This is a genomic window from Variovorax restrictus (assembly GCF_051216715.1).
Taxonomy (GTDB): domain Bacteria; phylum Pseudomonadota; class Gammaproteobacteria; order Burkholderiales; family Burkholderiaceae_C; genus Variovorax.
Map to the genome: position 1 here is coordinate 16,155 of NZ_JBPJZH010000009.1, position 18,194 is coordinate 34,348.

The 18,194-nt window shown below is 63.1% G+C and carries 19 protein-coding genes; 5 read left to right on the forward strand and 14 right to left on the reverse strand.

Annotation, left to right across the window (positions count from 1 at the left end; translation table 11 throughout):
• Nucleotides 1-13 precede the first annotated feature (13 nt).
• The gene (locus tag ACSFA0_RS25070) at nt 14-646 is read left to right on the forward strand and encodes an ERCC4 domain-containing protein (RefSeq protein ID WP_435452980.1); all 633 of its coding nucleotides are present in this window, start codon (nt 14-16) and stop codon (nt 644-646) included.
• A gap of 80 nt (nt 647-726) precedes the next feature.
• Here ACSFA0_RS25070 and ACSFA0_RS25075 read toward each other — a convergent pair whose 3' ends face one another.
• From ACSFA0_RS25075 to ACSFA0_RS25085, 3 genes are all read right to left on the reverse strand, one after another.
• A complete protein-coding gene (locus ACSFA0_RS25075; RefSeq protein WP_435452981.1) occupies nt 727-1,236 on the reverse strand; it encodes a hypothetical protein in 510 nt (169 codons plus the stop codon).
• A gap of 15 nt (nt 1,237-1,251) precedes the next feature.
• The gene (locus tag ACSFA0_RS25080; RefSeq protein ID WP_435452982.1) at nt 1,252-2,805 is read right to left on the reverse strand and encodes a hypothetical protein; all 1,554 of its coding nucleotides are present in this window, start codon (nt 2,803-2,805) and stop codon (nt 1,252-1,254) included.
• A gap of 119 nt (nt 2,806-2,924) precedes the next feature.
• Nucleotides 2,925-4,415, reverse strand: a complete 1,491-nt coding sequence (locus tag ACSFA0_RS25085) for a hypothetical protein (RefSeq protein ID WP_435452983.1) — start codon at nt 4,413-4,415, stop codon at nt 2,925-2,927.
• A gap of 436 nt (nt 4,416-4,851) precedes the next feature.
• Here ACSFA0_RS25085 and ACSFA0_RS25090 point away from each other — a divergent pair, with 436 nt between their 5' ends.
• Both ACSFA0_RS25090 and ACSFA0_RS25095 read left to right on the forward strand, forming a co-directional pair.
• On the forward strand, nt 4,852-5,304 hold the full coding sequence (locus ACSFA0_RS25090; protein WP_435452984.1) for a hypothetical protein: 453 nt from the start codon (nt 4,852-4,854) through the stop codon (nt 5,302-5,304).
• A gap of 20 nt (nt 5,305-5,324) precedes the next feature.
• The gene (locus tag ACSFA0_RS25095; RefSeq protein WP_435452985.1) at nt 5,325-5,978 is read left to right on the forward strand and encodes a YkgJ family cysteine cluster protein; all 654 of its coding nucleotides are present in this window, start codon (nt 5,325-5,327) and stop codon (nt 5,976-5,978) included.
• A gap of 387 nt (nt 5,979-6,365) precedes the next feature.
• Here ACSFA0_RS25095 and ACSFA0_RS25100 read toward each other — a convergent pair whose 3' ends face one another.
• From ACSFA0_RS25100 to ACSFA0_RS25140, 9 genes are all read right to left on the reverse strand, one after another.
• Complete coding sequence (locus ACSFA0_RS25100) at nt 6,366-6,944, reverse strand: hypothetical protein (RefSeq protein WP_435452986.1); 579 nt, start codon at nt 6,942-6,944, stop codon at nt 6,366-6,368.
• A 154-nt stretch (nt 6,945-7,098) separates the two neighbouring features.
• Nucleotides 7,099-8,151 (reverse strand): hypothetical protein, encoded by a 1,053-nt coding sequence (locus ACSFA0_RS25105; RefSeq protein ID WP_435452987.1) that lies wholly within the window; start codon nt 8,149-8,151, stop codon nt 7,099-7,101.
• 179 nt (nt 8,152-8,330) lie between these two features.
• Nucleotides 8,331-8,942, reverse strand: coding sequence for a DUF262 domain-containing protein (locus ACSFA0_RS25110; RefSeq protein ID WP_435452988.1), 612 nt, complete (start codon nt 8,940-8,942; stop codon nt 8,331-8,333).
• Nucleotides 8,943-9,045: 103 nt separating this feature from the next.
• Nucleotides 9,046-10,896 carry a DNA cytosine methyltransferase gene (locus ACSFA0_RS25115; RefSeq protein WP_435452989.1) on the reverse strand — a complete coding sequence of 617 codons (1,851 nt, stop codon included), beginning with the start codon at nt 10,894-10,896 and terminating at the stop codon, nt 9,046-9,048.
• 151 nt (nt 10,897-11,047) lie between these two features.
• Nucleotides 11,048-11,815 carry a DUF6884 domain-containing protein gene (locus ACSFA0_RS25120; protein WP_435452990.1) on the reverse strand — a complete coding sequence of 256 codons (768 nt, stop codon included), beginning with the start codon at nt 11,813-11,815 and terminating at the stop codon, nt 11,048-11,050.
• An 89-nt stretch (nt 11,816-11,904) separates the two neighbouring features.
• Complete coding sequence (locus tag ACSFA0_RS25125; protein ID WP_435452991.1) at nt 11,905-12,138, reverse strand: hypothetical protein; 234 nt, start codon at nt 12,136-12,138, stop codon at nt 11,905-11,907.
• A gap of 84 nt (nt 12,139-12,222) precedes the next feature.
• On the reverse strand, nt 12,223-12,597 hold the full coding sequence (locus ACSFA0_RS25130) for a hypothetical protein (RefSeq protein ID WP_435452992.1): 375 nt from the start codon (nt 12,595-12,597) through the stop codon (nt 12,223-12,225).
• A 6-nt stretch (nt 12,598-12,603) separates the two neighbouring features.
• On the reverse strand, nt 12,604-13,143 hold the full coding sequence (locus tag ACSFA0_RS25135) for a hypothetical protein (protein WP_435452993.1): 540 nt from the start codon (nt 13,141-13,143) through the stop codon (nt 12,604-12,606).
• 76 nt (nt 13,144-13,219) lie between these two features.
• Nucleotides 13,220-13,957, reverse strand: a complete 738-nt coding sequence (locus ACSFA0_RS25140; RefSeq protein ID WP_435452994.1) for a hypothetical protein — start codon at nt 13,955-13,957, stop codon at nt 13,220-13,222.
• A 486-nt stretch (nt 13,958-14,443) separates the two neighbouring features.
• Between ACSFA0_RS25140 and ACSFA0_RS25145 the strand changes: the two genes are divergently transcribed.
• Nucleotides 14,444-15,046 (forward strand): hypothetical protein, encoded by a 603-nt coding sequence (locus ACSFA0_RS25145; protein WP_435452995.1) that lies wholly within the window; start codon nt 14,444-14,446, stop codon nt 15,044-15,046.
• A gap of 16 nt (nt 15,047-15,062) precedes the next feature.
• On the opposite strand, the gene ACSFA0_RS25150 is transcribed toward ACSFA0_RS25145, so the two are convergent.
• Nucleotides 15,063-16,238, reverse strand: a complete 1,176-nt coding sequence (locus tag ACSFA0_RS25150) for a site-specific integrase (RefSeq protein WP_435452996.1) — start codon at nt 16,236-16,238, stop codon at nt 15,063-15,065.
• Between the two features lie 216 nt (nt 16,239-16,454).
• On the opposite strand from ACSFA0_RS25150, the gene ACSFA0_RS25155 reads away from it, so the two are divergent.
• On the forward strand, nt 16,455-17,504 hold the full coding sequence (locus tag ACSFA0_RS25155; protein ID WP_435452997.1) for a DNA-binding protein: 1,050 nt from the start codon (nt 16,455-16,457) through the stop codon (nt 17,502-17,504).
• Nucleotides 17,505-17,630: 126 nt separating this feature from the next.
• On the opposite strand, the gene ACSFA0_RS25160 is transcribed toward ACSFA0_RS25155, so the two are convergent.
• Nucleotides 17,631-18,080 carry a hypothetical protein gene (locus ACSFA0_RS25160; RefSeq protein ID WP_435452998.1) on the reverse strand — a complete coding sequence of 150 codons (450 nt, stop codon included), beginning with the start codon at nt 18,078-18,080 and terminating at the stop codon, nt 17,631-17,633.
• Between the last annotated feature and the right edge of the window lie 114 nt (nt 18,081-18,194).

Genomic DNA, 18,194 nt, shown 5'->3' on the forward strand with positions numbered 1-18,194 from the left:
TAAAAGGGAAGAAATGGCACGAATCATTGTTGACTCCCGCGAGACACGGAGCGGTCTCGCGCTGCTGCTCGCGGCTCGTGGCGCCGAGGTCGTCGGAGAGGAGCTGGAGATCGGCGACTATGTCCTGACGGAGGGACTGTGCGTCGAGCGAAAAGAGGCCACCGACTTCGTGAACAGCATCATGGACCGGCGCATCTTTGCTCAGGTTGCCATCATGAAAACGACTTTTGCTCGTTCGTTCGTGTTGATCGAGGGAGATATCTTCGGAACACGATCAGCGATCAGTGAGGATGCGCTCCTTGGAGCGATGTCGTACATCTCCGTGATCGAAAACGTCCCGATCCTCACCACGAAATCAACCGCACAGACTGCAGCGCTTCTGCTTACGATGCAGCGGCATGCGATAGAAGGCCTTGGCTACGACGTAGCGCTCCGCGGCGCGAAGCCAAAGGACAGGAAGGTGCAGGCTTCGTATCTGCTTGAGGGGCTTCCCGGCGTCGGCCCGACAGCCGCAAAAAAGCTTCTCGCGCACTTCGGGAGTGTCCACGCAGTAGTCAGCGCTACCGTTGAGGACCTCCGAAAGTGCCCTGGCATTGGGCCAAAAACCGCGCAAGCCATTCAAGAGGTGATGCACTTCGCCACGTAAACCTGAGGCACCAGATGTGCTGCCGGTGCCACGCCTCGACCGAACACCGCGACCCGGTCAGACGTGCTGGCGAATCACTGCTAGATCCGCGCGGCTGGCGCGCCGCGCATCAAATCGATGGCATGCCGGCGGGCCACGAACGCTCTGATCAAGCCCGCAATCGAATCTGAACGTGCAGTAGCGATGTCGAGGACCGAGTGTCCGTGACTGCCGCGCGGCATCAACGGATCGAGACCACCTTCGAGCATCCGAGCGATCACTCGCTCGCAGCCCTCCTCCACCAGGTTGCTGATGGGCTCAAGACGCGACGTGTCGCCGTTCGGGCCCATGGTCTCGTAGACGTCGAACACATCCGACCGACCAGCGCGCACGGCCTCTTCGATCACCAGGAGTGCGGCCTCTTCGACCCCATCGGATTCGGCAACGAAGTAGTGCTGCAGGAAGCTCGACAAGGGACGATCACTGAGGGCTACGAGATCCCACTGGACGCCTGCGGCAAGTGCAACAGCAGCCTCTTCCGGCTGCCCCTCGACGACACACGCGACGAGAAGCTCCTCCGGCGAGCCGTATTCCTTGGGATTGAATGCCATAGCTGCGCCGCCGACTTACAAAGTGCCGCGCGCCATCGGTGCCAGGTCAGCGGTGCCCGCGACCTTCCTTGCCAGCTGACGCGCGCTCCAGGAACGGATGAGCGCAGCCACCTCCGGACGGATCGTTTCAGCGACCTCAAGAATGGAGGTTCCGTTGGGCGCGGGCTTGGCATCGGGGCTGACACCATGCTCAAGATACTCAAGCACGACTTCGGCGAACCCGGCGCGGATCATGGTGGCGACTGGCTCGAACACCAATGGTGGCTTCGCGAAGCCTTCCATCTCCACGCGTGTCGCGGCCACTGCATACGCATCAGCACCCACGAAGGACTCGCCGACTGCCAACGCAGCCAGCACCGCCGGCTGATAGCGAGTGTCCACAAGATGATCCATCGAGCGGAGCGCTGCGGCGAGAACGGTACCGGCAACGTCCTCGCTGACGCGATCCCAGCCGAAACGTCCGCCCATCTCGGCCACGAGCTCGGCGCGGCCCTCACGGATTGCCTGCAGGAACGTGGCAGAAGGATCGAGGTCGTAGACACCAGCCGAGGAAAAGGCGCTGCGATACGGCCGGCGATTGACTGAATCGGCGCTCCAGAAACGCATTGCTTGCGCAAGCAGCGGGGATCCTGCAAGAGGCCTTTGCGACTGCGTCATCCGTCGCACTTCACGTCGCAGTTCATGTTCAAACGCCTCGAAGGTGCAGAGGAGTGGCGTCGCGTCTTGAACACCCGTGATGTCGAAATCTTCGGGCTCGCCTGAATCGCACGTCCTGCCGAGCAGGCGCAAGTGCTGGGGCGCGGCAGCATGCAATGCGTCGAGGCAGTCGATGCGGGAGAGTTGCAGAGCGACATAGGCGGGCGTCACGGTGATCGCTTCCGACCGGGTCACCTCGTCCGAAAGGATGACGGTGCGACTGAACTCCGCGAAATGCGGCCCCAGATCCGAGAGCGGCATGCGCACAGCGGCGGCTTCGGGCCAGAGGCTGGCCACCTCGGCCACTACGTCAGGGAGGTCGGCCACGCAGGCGGCGGCGAGAAAGCGACAAACGGCTTGGTTGATCTCGTCCACCACTCGCTGACCAGGCCCCGCTGCAGGATGTCGGAGTAGCTGCTCGGCACTCCGCAGGATGGCGGGCACGGCTGAGCGAAGGACCTCTCGGAACTCGGGGGTACATCCGAAGACCGCTACCGCGTGCGCCTCGGGCTCGGCAGTATTCGCAGGACCTGCTTGCAGCACCAGCGTGATGCCTTGCATGAAGCCGGCGAGCGCTCCGACGCGGCTCGCCCAGTCTTCACGAATATCGCTCAGCGATGCACGAGTGTGCTGCTTGGCGAGGTCCGGCCCTACGTCCAGCAAGCCACCGGCAACGATCGTTTCCAGCCAACCGATGTCCTGCATGCTCGACCTCAGCCGGATGTGGCTGGTCAGGACATGTCCGTCCATGTTGGCGAGCACCGCCGCCTGGTCAGCCGCGGAGATCGCGCGAGGAAGGTCGCGAATGAGGGGCACTGGCTCGCTGCCCAGGGAACGGGCGGCATCGGGGATCGAATCCAGGGGACGGGTCACGGCAAAGGGTCGGTCGCAACGTTTCTGCGGCTTGACGGATCGTCGAAACCACCTGGCAACCTAGATGAAGGCTATTTTGTCGGCGCGGAGAAAAGCTGCCATTTTCCGACCCGGACACCTCAGTCGCGGCCAGGCGTGGGGCTGCCACCCTTCGGCGCCCCGCTCTGACCGATCGCGTCGCTTACGCGTCGTCTGGCCTGCCACGACCGAATCAGATGCCCCATGTCGGGCGCCTCTTGATCCGCCAAGTCCAAGAGAGACCGCCCGCCCCCATCTGGGACCGCGCGTGGATCAAACCCGGCCTCAAGGTAGCGGAGGACAGCCCGTTGTAGACCCGCCCGGGCCATCGTACTCACCGGCTCGAACGTGCGCTCACTCGGCGTCGCCCCGCCTCGCCGCGATGGCCGTGCCTCCAATGTGAACTGCGCGAACCCCTCGGCCGCGGCCAGATCCTGGTAAGCCAGAATCGTGTTCTCGTACCGCGCACTGGCTGCTGGGTCCAGAGCCGCCTCCGCCGCGGCGCGCAAAGGGTCTACGAGCGCGAACTCCTTTTTGAGCTCGGGCCAGTTCAAGACCCCACGCAGGCTCTCGACCACGGCCGCGTGCCCTCCTTCCAGCGCTGCACGGACCGACCGCGTCGGATCTTGCCGATACAGACCCATGCCGACGTACACCGGAAGGAATCTGGTCTGGTGCGGCTGATCAAGTGACTCTAGCGCCTGCTCGCGCACCATATGCAAACGAGATTCCGAGGCCTTGCCATCCGGTCCCGGCCTCATGGAGTAGCCCAGCGCGGCAGCATAGGCGGGGTTGCTGCACATCGACGCGTAGAAATTGTTGACGTTCGTCATGTAGTACGGCTCATCCTGCCCATGCAGAACTGCCGACCCGACCGGGAGTTGAATGCCCGACGGAACATTTGCGTAGAGGGCGTCGAGGCAATCGATCCGAGAGAACTGCAAGGCGCAGAACAGCGGACCCACAGTGGCCACGTCGTCAGGTACATCCGCATGTCGGGTCTGTGGTCGCACCTCCTGCAGCACGAATTCCTGCAGCCCACCGAGCGCTGAGATCGGCACCGCTCCACTCTTGGCGGATGGGCACGCCTGGTCCAGGACGCGCACTGCGTCCGCCGAACCGATGACACACGCTGCTGCCATCCAGTAGGTCACCGCGTTTTCAAGCTCCGCATTGACGCGGACGGCTGCCGTGCACTCCTTGTGCGAGCTGAGAAGACTGTAGGCTCGTGCAATCCGTACCGCAGCCTCCTCCACCAATGGAGCCAGCCCGTCGGGAATGTCAATCGTTGCTAGCTCGCCAGCCGATCCCATGGAAGCGCCAACATCAGCCGTGATCTGCCCGCCAGCCATGAACGTCGACAGCGCGCGAATCCGCGCTCGCCAAGCGTCGGCGACATTGATGAAATCGATCGCGTCCCTGACCTCGGCGAGGGGCACGTCGACGTCGACGAGTCCGCCAAAGATCATCGTGTGAAGCCAGTCCAGACGCAGTTCTGCCGAACGGAGCGCCACCATCTTCGGGATTAGCTCGGGGAACGCGCGGAGCGCAAGCGCCTGGTCTTCCGGGCTTGTCGCCTCGTCGAGCGTCATGATGTCGGGTACCGCCGATCCGTGCTGAGGCGGGTTGAATGTGGGTCGTAGGGGCATGGGTGCCAGAAGTCCGTCGGATGCTCGGAGTGGGTTGCCCAACGAAAATGCTTACGGTGGGCACGGGATACCGGGCATTCTGTCTTTTTGACCTTAAGTCTCCAAATCAACTCGTTTTTCGCCTCGACTGACGCTTTTGCCGACTTCCAGGGCGTGCTGGTGAAGGGGGTTGCTCGCTGCCGCGGCGCCTGGGCGTCCAGATTCCAGCGTGCGGACGGAGGTTCGAGGCGATTGCGGGCCGGCTTGGTATTACGATTCGGGGATGCCCCCTTGCCCTTCCGCGGCCTGCACTAGGTGCACATCGTTCATGTGCGGCCCCATAACCGGCGGCGCTGCGGCCGCGGGCGCTGCGCTGGCTCCGGGTGGATCGTGTTGACCCGTGAATAGCGCCATTCCTGGCGTGCAGCCTCCCTTTTTCGCGCTCGTGGCGGATCGGTACGGGCTCGCCCGAGCCGGTGCGGCCTTGCCGCTGGCGCTCGTCCGCGTCTTTTGCGAAGTGGTGGACGTTTGCGCCGTCGTGGGGGACGGCTACACCGGGAAAGATGGCAACTGCGGCGCGGCCATCCGTGCGACATTGATTCCCGCTGATCTGCGCGGTGCGCGAGCGCGGGCGGAAGCGGACTCAGAGACCCCTTTTCATGATCCCGGAACGGTGTTGGCACGCATCACCGCGGCCAGCGGTCTTGCACTGACCCCCGACCTTCACTCCGCGCTGCGGGCGATCGTAGAGGCTTGTGCCGTCGTGGGAGACGACTTCGCAGAACCAGGCCACTTCGGTGATGGCATCTACAGCGCCGGCGACACGATTCGCAGCGTCTACGGCGACGCCTGAAGCGGGTTTACGATTCGGAAATGGACGGCGGGACTACATTCGATGAGCTGGTAGCTTCCCAGCACCAGCGCGAGCCGGTGGCAATGGCGCGCGCGGCCGGCAAGATTGAGACGATCAAGCCGGATCCCGACGTGCCCCGACTACTGCGGGCCGCGCAAGCCGCACGCACGGTCGGTCAGAGGGTCGTCTGGCTTCACCGCACTGCTTCGGCGTGGGCTCGCCCCATTGCCACGGTTGCGGCATGCCGCAAAGGGTGCTCTGCGTGCTGCTTCCAGGCGGTGAGTATTTCGCAGACGGAGGCCGAATTGATCGGCCGCACGATCGGCCAGCGGCCGACAGACGTCGTCGACCCCGTGCATCCTCACGCTTCCTTCGACTTAGCCGATCGCGAGGCCGGGGAGGAACGCCTTCGGGCATCCTGGGCGGGCAGCCCATGTCCGTTTCTATCCGAGGGCGAATGCTCGATCTATGACGTCAGACCCTTCGCCTGCCGCACCCTGATCAACCTCGACGACGATCCACTTCTCTGTCAGATCGTTCCAAGCAGGCCAGCTTCCGTCCCCTACGCGAATGCCCAGTACCTGTTGGCCATGTGGGCGATGGCACAACCTAACGCGAAGCTTGCGGACATCCGCGAGTTCTTTCCCTCCGAGTCACCCGTCGCGTCAGCCTAGGTTCTTTTGACGGACCGCATGATCGGCCCAGGTGCGCAATGCCGCGCCAATCTGGATGTCATCTCCAGGGAAGAGCTCTTGCAAGCGCCGTCGAAGGTCTACGACTCGCCGCACCTGTTCATCTCTCGCGCGGCCGCCGCTTGCCTGTGTCGCAGGCGAGCGAGCTCCTGGGCATCGGCCTCAGTCCATTCCGCATTCACGATCGCACCCGCGCATCTGGGCTGCTGGCTGCAGCGCCGCGCTGAAGTTGGAGCGTCACACCGTCCGTGCACTTCCCCGGCTGTCCCGGGCATGCCGCACCCGTACACTGCCCTCGCCAGTCGCTGGCGCAAACTTCAGCAGGCATGCCATAGTCGGCACGATGCTCTTCATCGCTGGCCAGGACGATCATTCCTGACCTCCGATCACGAGCGCTGCAGCGGCAAGCTTGGCGACTTCGTATCCGGCGTGGAACGCGGTCCGCCGGTCGGAGTACTCGTCGTTGGCCCGCGCGTCGTCGCACGTGAGCGCAAGGACGGCCGCCTGCAGTTTCGCGGGGTTCGCGACGCCGCCTGGCCGTCGCGAAGCCAGTGTCAGGACAGCAACCTCCAGATCCTCAAGGACGCTGTCGGCATCTTCCCGGTCGAAGCCAGGCATTGCGGGCAACGGGGTTTGCGCCGGCACTGCCATGATCCAGTCGCGCTGCGCGTGTACGAGCTCCACCGCGCGGGCAAGCAGCTCGAGCAGCGTGGAATCATCGCGCGGCACGCCATTGAGAGGTGCCTGCGACTGCTGGCGCGCGAGGGCGCTGATGACTTCGGGCCGCAAATGCGTCCGCGCAGCTCGCATCTCCTCCGGCGTACGAAGCGCACCGAGATACGCACTGGCCACCAGGACGTCAGCTGCGGAGACGTGGGACGCGTCAGGCGTCACAGCAGCCTGGGCGTGCGACGGTGCACAGACGAGCGTTGAGTCGTTATTCGGCATTGATAATCGCCTTTCTGAGATGTGGCGATTATGTGCACTTGTGCGATTTAATCAAAATCGGTCGCGCGCGGCGGCATCCTCGATGCGCACGCCTTGGCGCGCCGGGCTACCCGTAGCGGCCGGTTGCCGCGCCCGAATCGACAGGCAGTCGGCCTCAGGTTTTGCGTCCCGATGGGGGGCTGACCCGCTTCACCTTGCCAAACCAGTGCCGGATGTAGCTGTCCGCCTTATGTCGGGACGCGACGGGATCGGCCGCCCACCCCGCCAGGCGCTGCGGCAGGTCCAGGTCGCGACTGTCTTTCGGCAATGCGCCGAGCAAAGCGTGGCCCTCCGCCGTCAAATGGACCTGGTCGGAGCTCGGGGAACCGTCACTCGACCCATGCTCGGGACCGAAGACGCCGCGATTCCGGAGGTTGGTGATCATCTGTCCACGCGAGGATGTGGTTCCTAGCGTGCCAGGGGCGTACTTGCCCGTACCAGTCCAGCGGTTCATCTCCCGCATCAGCGCAATGAAGGGCAACGGGCCGCGGTCGAGCACAAAGTAGGCCAGCTGCAGCTCGAACTTTGACAGCGCTCGATCAGAGTCCAGGCCCACGCGGGCCATCACGGGGCGCAGCAACGCATGGGCGTTTACCCACCAGTTGTATTCAAAGCGACGCTGGAGCTCCTTCGCTCGGAAGCCTGTTTCGCGCGCATCGGTAGTGAGTCCATCCACAGCGGCGTTCAGGGCCAGCCCTGCGTGCTCAGGCGCCAACGACACCAATCGAATATCGAACGCCCTCGGGAAGCCGGAAGTGCCGAGCACCACGCTGCATGCCTGAGCGAACATCCAAGCCCCGCTGGCGTCAACGTCGCAGGCACAGACCAGACGTACCTGGCCAGGGTCTTGGCACAGCAAGCGCAAAGCCTCGTCGCCGATCGGACGGTGTGCCGTGTCATCCAGCACCAGCAGGCCCCGGTAGAAGTTGTCATGGTCGGCAGCTTCCGTGGGCTCAGGCACGCGCATCCTGGCGTCCAGCACCACGGGGAAGTCGTGCCAACGCGTATGGGATGGGAAGAGAAAAGCCGGATTCGCATGGCCGCCGGCGTGAATGATGACGGTGCGGCCTGGCGGGAAGAAATCACTGTGGCGCCGGATCGCAGGGAGCAGCGCGGGAGGTAGACGGCTTCTCACAAACGACGACAGTGAAAGCGTCGGACGCGACACTTAGGGTGTGCATTGGCACTCCTCGAGAAAACGGACCCGTACGGATCCCATCTGCCAGCGCTTAGCTGGCGGCTCCTGGCTTGGCCAGGTGACGGACCGTTGGCCCGTATCTCGACTCTACCGCGATGCTGGCGCTGTCATGCGCAACCCTGCCGACCAGCGCGCATATTTCCCCTTCATCAGGGCCTCATCCGCATTCCGCCCGATGCCGGCCTCGATGCGCGCTCGTGCTCGGCATGGGGCAATCCTGAGAAATTCATTAGGTCGTATGCAGATCTCAGCGTGGCTTCATCGCGCTCTCGCAGAACGCCGCGCGAGAAGTGAGTGCGTTCGAACCGACGGCGATCGACTGGATCGACCTCCGACCACGTGCACGGTGCCCCCTGTACGTCTGGCACGGCCACCTGATCCGTCAAGTAGAGCTCAAGAGCCTTGAGACGCTGCTGGCCATCGATGACGCAGTTGGAAAGGTGGTCGTAGACGACGCCTTTGCCATCCGGACCGGCGGAGAGCTCGTATTCCGTCAGGCAGTAAGTGCCCAGGTGAACTCCCGCCCAAACGCTGGTGATGAACCGCTCCACCTGCTCGACAGACCACTTGAACTCGCGCTGCCACGGCGCCAGCGGGAAGCCCATCACGAATCGGTCCGCCCAGGGGTACTCGGCGACGGCTGTTTGGGGGTCGAAGCGCGCGAACTCGTGCATGAGCGCACCGATCGTCATAGGAGCGATCTGAGCAGACAGCCCGGGTCGGGGCATCTGGCGCGTTTGCGTTGTCAATGTGGAGTCCATGCGGGCATTTTGCTAGCGAGAGTGCAGTGCTGCAAAAACCGCATGACCTTTGAACGCGCCTGGGGCGGGACCCGGCGTGTAGGCGGGTTCGCATGGCGGACGCCTACGCGGCCATGCGCATCTCTACGCCACGATCGACGCTGAAGTTTGCACGGATCAAGGCCTCAGCCATCACCGGTGCGACGCTATTTCCGCACATCCGCACCTGCGCCGTCGCCGACAAGGGGACCCGAGGGATCGCATGGGGGTCAGCAGCCTGGACCCCGTCCTTGAACAGCAGCTCAGGTGAGGGTACTGAGTCGATGACGTAGGAGGACGGGAAGCCCTGAGCGCGGAACAGCTCCGGTGCCTTCAGCATGCGCAGTGTGACGTCCACCAGCACCCAGTCGCCAAAGATCACCATGTCGACCGGCTCCGGGAAATGCTCCGGGAGATGCTCATGCATGAATGCTGCGCACTGCCGCGCCCGCTCTTGCAGCTCCGGCGCAATGCAGTCGGCGGGCACTTGCACGGCCTCGACAAGCCCCATGCGACCTTTGGTGGGCATCGTGTGCATTGGGTCCCCCAGGCCTTGCCACTGGCCACCGTTGCTGTAGTACTTGATCAACAGACCAGACACCAGACGTTGGTTGGCCCCCTTCGAGAGGATCGTGGACATCGGTGCTCTGACAGAGCGACCGTCGTTGTCCTCGTTGTAGCCCCCGTATGCCTGCTCGACGAAGGACGCGCTGACCATCGCCATCTCACCGCGGTTTGCCCCGGTGATGGTTCGCAGTGGATCGCGGACGGAATGGCCAGATCGATCGCCATGGTGTGTCAGGTGGGTCACGTGAGCAGCGAATGCTGTCTCACGGTTCAAGATCGGTACCAGGGTTGCACTTGCGAGGCCGTGATGCGTGCCGCCCGCGGATATGGTCGAAAGTGGAGCTTGCACCTCATTTCCATGAAGATGCGTCTCGCTCGTTCCTCTCAAAGGGGCAATTACTGGAGCGCTCACCTGTGGTCCTGCGGCACCCACATCCAGGCATGGCTCGTTGCTTGCCTCCGCGAGAGTCAGTTCGACGGCTGCGACATCACCGTCAGGGATCGTGTTACCCGAGGGGGAGGACGTTTTGGAAGGATCCTGACCCGAGCTCACGATGTAAGGATTCGGGGAGGCGAAGACATGCCGCCACAGCCCTTTCGCAACACGACGCATCGTGTTCTTCACCAGGGGGCGTGAGCGTTCAAAGATGCTCTGCGACTGGATGCTGAAGTCGATGCACTCGGCTGCGGAGCGCCATGGCTTAAGGTTTCCAGCCAGGACGTCTGCACTCGTAGGGTCGCCATGGGTCGCATCAGGCCAGACGATAGGAAGCCCGTCGCGACGTGCAATGAGAAACAGCCGCTTGCGAATTGTCGGTGCGCCCTGGTCGCACGCGCGCAGCTCGCGCCATTCGACGTTATAGCCGTGCTGGCGAATCTGGCGTACGAAGCTCTCGAATGTCTTTCCCTTGCGCTTCGGATCAGGTCGAAGGCTGCCATCGGGGTCAGTGATGAGGCCTCCCCAATCGATGAACTCCGGCACATTCTCGAGAGCACATAGCTCTGGTTTGCACAGCGCGATCCATCGCAGTCCGACCCATGCCAGGCTTCTAATCTCCTTCGAGACGGGAGTACCACCTTTGGCGCGACTGAAGTGTTTGCAATCTGGCGACAGCCAAAGCACACCAAGAGGGCTGTTCTTGACCACAGCCCTTGGGTCAACCGCCCAAACGCTCTCAAGCAGATGTCGAGTGCGAGGGTGGTTGATGGCATGCATCGACAACGCCTCGAGGTCGTGATTGACGGCGATGTCCACCGGCCTGCCTAGCGCTGCCTCTAGACCCGTACTCGCACCGCCGCCACCGCTGAAGAGGTCAACAGCCCTGGCCACTCCGCCAGCACTGCCGATCAAAGCACGGTGCTGCGCCATCGCCCACTTCCGCGCCCGCCGCCGATGAGGCTTCAGATCCGCCGCAGCGCCGTGATGGCGGTCGCTCGCTTGTGTTCGCATCGGTACTACTTGCATTTCAATCCCAGGCTAAGGTCAATGTTCTCGACTCGATTCTGGTGCACTAGTGCACTTATTCAAAATTGGGCCGAGATTTGCGCAGATCGATCCACCTGGAGCACAGCTGCGCCGGTTCCAGGTGCCTGAGCCCGATCCACCGACTGCGTTTCCAAGGACTACGGGACCTGCCAGAAGCAAGCGCTGGCCGCGGATCGTCAAGTTCGATGTCCGCAGTTGGTCCCGACGGTCCGACAAAGAGGCTGCGCACGGTCGCCGGTTCACGCGGCCGCCCTGGATAACTGGTCAGAGCTCTGCCGCCCACACGAAAGCCGCACATCTCAGCCAGAAGCGGCGTCCCGTTCGATTGGTAGCCGGTGATCGGGGACGGGAGGCTGCTCGGGTCGCGCAGGAATCGTCCCAACTGAGCTCGTTGGAAGCCGATGCCCCCGCTCACCTCCGACACCTGAAGCTCCGGGCCAAGCTTTCCCTGAGCCTGAAGGTTCCCGATCAGCTTGCGCATCAAGCCTCGGTACTCCCCTCCTCCCGCGAGCAAGATCCGCGACGGGGCGCTCGGCCATGCCGCCCATCCTCCTGCGGCGGGCGAATCACTGAGCTGTGCCGCGCGGGCAGCGTCAAGCCTCAGGTCGTAAGGGTGCAGCACGCGAGCTGGCTCGACGAAGCCGTACAGCGCGGACAGAATCAGGAGTTCCGGAGGATCTACGGCCGGGATGTGGGAGCGAAGCGTCTGCCACATGACGCCCCGGTAGATCTCGTCGGCCCGCGCAGGGTGGCTCAATTTGGCGCCCGAACAGGGCATCAGCACCAGGCATTCTGAAGTCATGCGCTGACTTTAGGTCGCGCCGACCTAAAGTCAAAACCGCACCGATATTTCGCTCTGCCCCAGACGCGAGACGGCAGCGCCAAGCGCGTCTAGAGCATCTCGAACGTGTCAGGGTCGTCGGACATCGCCGCGCCCTGCAGCTGCTCGACGGCAGCTTCCAGTCTGAGATGCCACGAGGTGTGCCCCGAGGGGATGGTGGCCACTTCACGCACGGCCTGGTGCAGGTTGCCTTGGTGAACCGAACCGGCAACCCTGTCCAGAAGGTCGTAGTACTGGGACGGGCTCGACCGCATCAGGTCAGAAAACGTTCGCGTGAGGCTCATAGGACGAACTCAATCCAGTTGGTTGACGGCTGCGGTCAGGGCCCCGCGGGGCGAGCAGTCGCAGGGTATCGGGGGCAAATCCGGTCAAGGGCGGCCGGCGCGACGCCTCGCAACGAGCTCTCGAGGGCTACCAGTCGCTGGCAAGGCGTCGACAAGATCGTCGAAGCTCGCTCCTTCAAGGTTGCGTCGATGCATGTCCGCCCATTGGCTAGGCGTAAACTTCCGGGCCTTCTCATAGCGCACCCAGCCCAAATACGCCTCAGCCACGCTAGGACCATCTTCGGGACCATGGGCGGCCTCGGAAGGGTTCGCGGTCTGCAATACCGCCAGAAGCCGGTCCCCAAGTTGGGCGAGCGCGTTTGCACCAGGCTGGACTTCGCTAAGCCGTAGCTCAATGCGGTGCTGCTCAATGGTGTGCGGCGCGTCGAGCGCGGCGGTCAATAAGGTAGTGCGATTCATGTGGCCTTATCGGAGGTGATTCGCGCGACGCGCGGCCGGACCATCGACGGCCAGGTGGGAGCTAAGCTCAATGGATCGGATATGCAGCGCATCCCGGATATCCGCGGACAGATCCACCGGATCTCGAGCGCCGCCAACGCGCCGGTGTAACCAGTCCGGAGCCCACTCGTATCCAAATCGTCGGTCGGCATCACTACTCTCTAGCTCGAGAACAACGACGTAGCCCGCGTCCGTCCATTTCGCGTAGATTTCCCAATCGTCGAGGATGCCATTGCGTACGACGTTCGAGATGAAGATCAGACCGTCGGAATGGAACGGGCAGAGGCATTCCTCACCCCAGGCAACAGGTCCAAACGTAGCGCTGAATCCGGCGTTGTCCTCGCAGGCCCACTGCAGAAGCAAGCCGAATGCTTTGGCCGTCAAGGGATCCTCCAGTTCGTCGTCGGCGATGGCTGGCCGCCCGTTCGCCACGCCACGGATCTGGTCTGACTCACGTGCGAACGTCATGCAGGTGTCGAGCCACTTGCGGCAGAGCGCGGGGCTCATGTGCGAAGGCACGCACGATGCATTCGAGTGGGTGGATGTAGTTGCCATCTGGATTGCGTTACACCTTGGCGTCACGTCACAGTGGACGGATGCCGCGCACGCGGCTTGCCTCCCGGGCCATATCAGCCGTCTGCAGATCACCTGCATCACTACCGACACCCATCACTCGCAACTGATTTCCGGCCTTGAACGATCGGTAGGCAGTGAGGACGGCCGCGACGTAGGTCTCAGGCTGAAAAGACGCGTTGAACTCGCGCGCGACCACTCGTTCGACATCCCCGCGGGCCTGGTAGCGAAACGCCCCTGAAGTCGGGCTTTGAACGACATCGCGGAACGGAACCATCGCACGTTTGTCGACCCAGAGCACCTCCGGCGCCCAGTCGACCTGGGTGTGGCCGCCATCCATGGCATCCAGCTGTTCGGCTTTGTCGCGCAATGAGCCGGTGGTGAAGTCGATCACCGTGTCGCCAATCTCAACCCATGCGTGGAACATCCCCGCCTTGGAGGCCTCAATGTTCGGTGCAAAGACCGTATCCCCTGGCGCGTTGATCTCCATGGCATGCGAGATAACGTCGGGATCCCCTGCACCCACCCGCCAGGCAGCGCTGCCACAAACCATCTGCGCCGTCGGGAAGCCCAGCTGCCGTAGCGCCTGCGCCCCGATGGAAGCATACAGCAGGCAGTCGGCCCCGTGGGCGTCCGTCAATGCGCCGACAACCGCTTGCATCGCCTGACCGAGGAAACCCTGCTCCTCAGCGCTCAGTGGCGGCGTTGCCGTGCGACGCTCTAGCTTGCGCTTCGATGCTTTGCCCATAGAGATCTTTCAATGTGTGTTTTAGTCAGGATACCCATCGTACTGGTCGAGCGCTGGGGTCCGACCTTCGGCGCCAGCGTGCCGATTATCTCTCCTAACGACCTTCCGGGCGTTTCGACCTATACTTGGAGGCTGCACATAATCGACACCGACATGAGAGAGATAATCGACATACGTGGCGCCGTCACGGCAGCGCGCCGGTCCATCGGCCCATCGCGCGTGATCGCAACGACTGCAGCATCCTGGGGCATGGTTGGCGCCCAGCCAGTTCGCCCTGCCCCCACGGCGCGCGGCACCATTCCGTTCGCCAGCAAGAAACGTGACGCATCCTGCTCGCGAGCTGGATCTGTGCGCCGCATGACACGCGGATCTCTAGGCGCCTAGGCGTCTAACAACGACCACACGCGCCGCCTGGCCCGTCCCTTTTCGTGGCCCTAGGCGGTGCCCTGTCCCCAGCTTAGAGGCTAGCAACCGACAATGCAGCCCATGAAGATCTCTGCCGCCGCAACACTCACCGCTGTGCTTTTCTGCGCCGCAGCCTGCAACGTCAAGCAAGAACCGGCTCCGAAGCCCTACGAGGTCTTGGTCCAAAGCGACAAGTTCGACGACAGCAAGAAGTCGACCTGCCGTATCAGCTTTTCAGCGGGCGAGCATACGTTTTTCATCACGCCCAGTGCCGAAACCACTGAGGTCGTGCTCCTGCTCCCTGCAGGAGCACAGGCGGTCATGCGCGACGCGCAGAGTAAGAGACTGCAATCTTGCATGCGGTTCGCAAGAACGTCGGATGACTGCACCGCCACCAAAAGTCTGGAATACGCACCTACCAAATTCAAGCTGCGTGTCGACAAGGGCTCGATTATCGAGTCACGAACGGGGTACTCGAGTAGCGCCGTCCTAGTCTCGAGCAAAGCGGAGCCCACGTTCTTCAAAGAAATGACAGAGGGGGCAATGCTCCACTACCAAGGTGCAGCGTTTTACGGCTACGACGGCGATCGCACTTTGGAAGACGCGATCGAAGGCGAAGTTGCCATCCCCGCGTTTGGTTCGCTGGTGAAATCAGCTAGGGACGAATGCAAGGCGTATCTGTGATCCCATCAGGATCAGGTTACAGATCTTCGGCGTCGGTGTCGTCGGCGCCCATTGAGTCCATCATCAGCCCAGCTTTCCCCTCGAGCACATTGCCGGCCCGGTAGTACACGAGGAAGGTTTCGAAACTGCGGTGCCCGGTCATTCGCATCGCCTCCATCGTCTCGATCCCCTGCCGCCCGGCTTCTGTGACGAACCCGGAACGGATGGAATGCGCCGAAAATTGCCCCTTCAGGCCTGCGAGTTCACTGCGCTCCTGGACGATTGCCCGCACGGCCCATGGACTCAAAGGGTCGTCCAAGATGCGCCCCGTTCTGATCACTCGCCGGAAGATCGGGCCGCGGGCGATACCGCTCAATTTCAGCCAGGCTGTCAGGGCAGTCGCCGCGCGCCCGCGGATGGGCTTGAAGTTGTCGATCTTCTGCTCACCCGTCTGGTTGGTCTTTGAGCGCCGCAGTGTGTAGACGTAGCCGCTCTCTCCGAAGTCGCGCAGGTTCTCCATGACCGCGGTGGCCACCTCTGAACGGCGCCGGCCGCCGCTCGACCAGGCGAAGAGCAAAAGTGCTCGGTCACGCACGCCGCGGGGCGTCTCGTCGCAGGTGGCCAACAAACGGTCTAGGAGGTCAGCCGTCAGGGCATCCTGTTGCCGAGTAACCTGCCCGCGCGCGGCGTACCCGCTGCGTGTGCTGACCAGAAGGCGCTTCACGGCTGCGTGAGTACACGGATTCTCAAGCTCAAGATTCTGGTGCGCCTTCGACATCACCGCAATCCGGTGTCTGATGGTGTTGAGCGCCAATGCGCCGCGCTTGCCCTTGTAGCCCTGGGCAACCAGGAACTCATCGACGGACGGCGGTAGGTCGCAAGTCAGTTCCGGCTGCGCGCCGGGCCCAGGACCCACCGGCGCCGAGACGTCGTCAGATTCCGACGCGTCGCCCGTTGCGGTTCGCAGGACGTGGTCGACGATGAACTGAACGATGACGGCAGGCTGCAGCGGCAGGGTCAGCGCCCGTCCGTAGCGCGCGCCGAACCATGCGCCCCAGTAGCGCATCGCTCCTTCGTACGAGCTGCGCGTGTTCGTCGACTCCCCGTCTCGCAGGATCGCGCGAACCGACTGCTCTGTGCGCGTCGAGATCACGTCGGCATCCAGCACCAGCATTCCGGGCTCGACCGGTACAAAAACCTCGTTTTCGCGCATCTTCGGTGTATCCTTCGCTACGTAAGACAGTACGTTGTAATACACACAACATACAGTTCCCCACGATAAACCACAGTTATGAGAGAAAGCGGGATTCTCGGCTTTTTTCGGCATTTGAGAAGTACGAGCGTCAAGACTGTTGTGGAATTCGTTGCTCGCGGCCAGAAATCCGCGATCGTTGGGCGCCGCGCGGTGGTGCAGGAATCGAGGTGAAAAATGGTCGAAGCGATGGGCGGGTCGAAAGCGCGGGGTGTCCAGCGCGCAGATGTGTTTCAGGCGGCAGACGCGCTCCTCAAAGAGGGTCAAAGTCCGACGATCGAACGCATCCGGCTAAAAATCGGCCGTGGCTCGCCGAACACGGTCGGCCCGCTGCTTCACCAGTGGTTTGCCACCCTGGGCCCTCGTCTCGAGGGAGCGCGCAGCTCGGCAGACGAAGAAGCCGGTCGGCTGCCGCTTGAGGTAGTGCAGGCAGCCCAGGCGCTCTTCGATGTCGCGTCGCGCCACGCTGCCAAGAGCCAGGCCCAAGCGACACAAGCGACCGTTCGCGAACTGGAGCTCCGCACAGCGGCGATTGAACTTCGTGAGCGCGAGGCGAGCCAGCGTGAGGACGCCTTTGAACACGCACGTGCGAGCCTCGACGCTGCCCTCGCCTCCACGCAGGCTGATCGCGAGTCGCTGACCCGTCAGCTGGCAGAGATGAGCGCCCGCGCGCAAGAGCAGGCGGATGCAGCAGCGCGCGCACGCCAGGCTCTTGAAGCGGAGGTGTCACGGCTGACCCGCCTCGCGTCAGACCTGCAGGCGAGCAAGGACGCGCTCCGTGCTGAACACGCAGCATCGCTGAGTGCACGAGAGCGAGCCGGACGAGAAGCCGAGGAGCGTCACATCGAGCGCCACGCGGCGACTGAGCGCCGCTTGTTGGCCGAGGTGGACCGCGCACGGGAGGAGTCCAAAGCGACCTCAGCGCTCAACGCGCGCGAAAGGGCCGCTCGGCAGCAGGCAGAAGCGTCGCTGGTGCTGGCACGCGAACAACACTCGAGCGAACTTCGGGACACAAGGGCCGCAGCTGCCCAGGAACTGGCCGCACTGTCGCGCACCGTTGCCGAGCTGCAGGAAAAGCTGCGTGGCGTTCAAGCGCTCCACGAGCAGGAGGCGCTAAGCCATACGGAGACGCGGGCTCTGCTCAAGGCTGCGATCCCGGACCCTCGGCGCAAGGCGTCAGAGAAGTTGGATCCGGCTCGCGGAGCAGCAGCAAAGCCCAGGCGGTGAGCTATCTCCTGGCGTCGCAAGTCGTCAGCCGATACGAGCTCGCACGGTCGGTCCGCAGCTCGGGAAACGTGGCATAAGAAACGACCTGGAACGTTCAAGCCGAAACGTCGCCGGGCGCAGCGAGTGTCATCCCCCCTTAGGCTGCTTACTAAGCCACGCTCGGGCAGCGAGTTGGGCACGCGCAATGCGATCGCTCTCTGCTTCGTACTGTTCCCAGGCCTCGCGACACAGCATACGGACGCGCGCCTCCACCGTCGCTTGATCAGAGCCTGCCGGCATGTGAGGCACGACGAGCCAGGTGCCCACGATCCAGGAGGCCAAGCTCTCTTCATTGAACGCTCCAATGAGAGCGTTATGCGCACCGGACTGGATTCGGATCCCGATGACAACCTGCTGATCTGGCGTCATTGATCGAACATTGGCCCCGTCGACCTTCGCAAGCGATTCCCCGATGGTGCTCATCAACGTGAGGCGCTGAGCCGCCGTCAGCTCACCAAGCCGCCGCTCGATGAGTCGAAGCTCAGAGACCTGTTTCCTCAGTGTTGCCTTGTCGGAAAGGTTCTTGAAGAAGCCCATCACCAAACTCCTAAAAGTGCGCGCGCACCGCGGCGTCGACGCAGAGGCTCCGCGCGGCCCACTGTACCTCGCAGCGCGGGAGTTGGAGGGAGCGGCTCCACATCTGTGCAAGGG